We start from the raw sequence: 1499 nt of genomic DNA, 5'->3' as shown, positions 1-1499 counted from the left end.
CCGGTGATCGCGTAGGCGGCGTAGCCGCGGGCGCGCACGGCGGGCGCCGTCCCGGCGAGGAGGGCCTGCGCGCACGGGTGGAAGACCGCGCCGCCCGCGCCGAGCAGCACCGCCGCCGCGAGCACCGCCGGGACGCCGTCCACGACCGCCAGCAGCGCGAACCCGGCGGTCCGCAGGACGCACGCGAGCGCGCCCGACCGCGCCGCGCCGAGCACGTCCACCAGGGCGCCGAACGGCAGCAGCAGCGCGTACTGCACCAGGATCCGGACGCCGAGCACGAGCCCGATCGTCCCGGCGAGCAGCCCCGCGTCGTCCCGCAGGTGGGCGACGACGTGCGCCATCACCGCGAAGAACCCGAGGGAGGCCGAGAGCTGGACGGCGGTGACGACGCCGATCACGCGCCGGTCCCCGGCCGCGTCCGCCTGAGATGTCGTCATCACCGTTCGTGGGCCGGGAGCTGTGGACAGTGGCCCCCAGCCGGGCGGTCCTGCCGGTTCCGGGCGTGGAGGCGCCCGCCCAACCTACTGGTCGCCGTCAGGAACCAGGACAGTCGCTGATGGGCGGCGAGGGCCGCTGGCAAGCGTTCCGGCGTTGTTCGAGGTCGTGGAGCTTGGCCCTGGCGGCCTCCTGGCCGACGAACGCGAACCGGCCGCTCCGCACCGCGTCCGCGTCCGAGGTGGGCAGGTCCCGCAGGAGGACATCGCTCACATCGATCTCGACCTGTTGGCAGGCCTCCTGCCCTCTGCCTCTGACGATCGCGACCTTGCCGGTCCGGTTCGCCAGGGAGTACCTGCACACGGCCCTTTCGAGGAGGGGCACGGTCGCCGAAGGCCGGCTCACCTCGAAGGTCCGCCTGACCTGCTGCTGAAGGTTCTGCGGCAGGTCGGCGACCGGGATCGGCGGGTTCGGCTGGTCCTTCGCGGGCGCCTTGCGCGAGTAGTCGAGGATGCCCAGGACCTTCTCCGGCGTGCCGCGGTACAGCACGACCTGCCCTTCCTCCTCACCGACGTAGTAGCCGTTCCGGACGCTCTGGACGAGGACGACGACCGTGATCGCGGCGCCCAGGACGAGCACTCCGCCCGCGCTCATGAGCCATCGCCACGGGCGCATCCCGCGTCCGGACGTTCCGGTCGATCCAGACGGATCGCCCGAGGACCGCCGGGCGACCAGGCGGCGGGGCAGCGACCGGACGGCCTTCTCCGCCGCCAGCAGGGACTCGGTCACCTTGAGCAGTGCGGCCCACGGTGCGGCCTGGTGTCCCTCGCCGGGACGCGGTTCCCCGGGCATGGATGCCGGCCGCCGCGGTGCGGAGAGGGCGTCCGGCGGCACGGAGGGCGGCTCCCATGGCGCCGGCGGGGTCTCGCGAGGCGCCGGCGGCTCCAGCGGCGCCCGCCGCGGGAGCCGTGGGAGCGGCGTCGGGGGCGTGTCCCGTCCGGAGTCCGGCGGCGCCACCGGCTGCGCGGACCTGCGCGGCGGCAGGGTCGGGTCCGGCTGCGCGG

At 75.1% G+C, this 1499-nt stretch carries 3 protein-coding genes; 1 reads left to right on the top strand and 2 read right to left on the bottom strand.

Features of this window, described 5'->3' with window-relative positions:
* Together E1300_RS49490 and E1300_RS49485 are read right to left on the bottom strand one after the other, a co-directional pair.
* Window positions 1-437, bottom strand: a 437-nt coding sequence (locus tag E1300_RS49490) for an MFS transporter (RefSeq protein ID WP_131764152.1), incomplete at its 3' end; no start/stop codon positions are given.
* Between the two features lie 97 nt (window positions 438-534).
* Window positions 535-1224: a hypothetical protein gene (locus tag E1300_RS49485; protein ID WP_131764151.1), complete on the bottom strand. Its 690-nt coding sequence runs from the start codon at window positions 1222-1224 to the stop codon at window positions 535-537.
* 61 nt (window positions 1225-1285) lie between these two features.
* Between E1300_RS49485 and E1300_RS52045 the strand changes: the two genes are divergently transcribed.
* Window positions 1286-1499: hypothetical protein (locus E1300_RS52045; RefSeq protein WP_207400465.1), on the top strand; the 214-nt coding region annotated here is incomplete at its 3' end.

It is taken from the genome of Actinomadura fibrosa, assembly GCF_900659615.1.
GTDB lineage: Bacteria > Actinomycetota > Actinomycetes > Streptosporangiales > Streptosporangiaceae > Spirillospora > Spirillospora fibrosa.
Note: the sequence above shows the minus strand (reverse complement) of the source record. Positions and strands in the feature narration are given on the sequence as shown.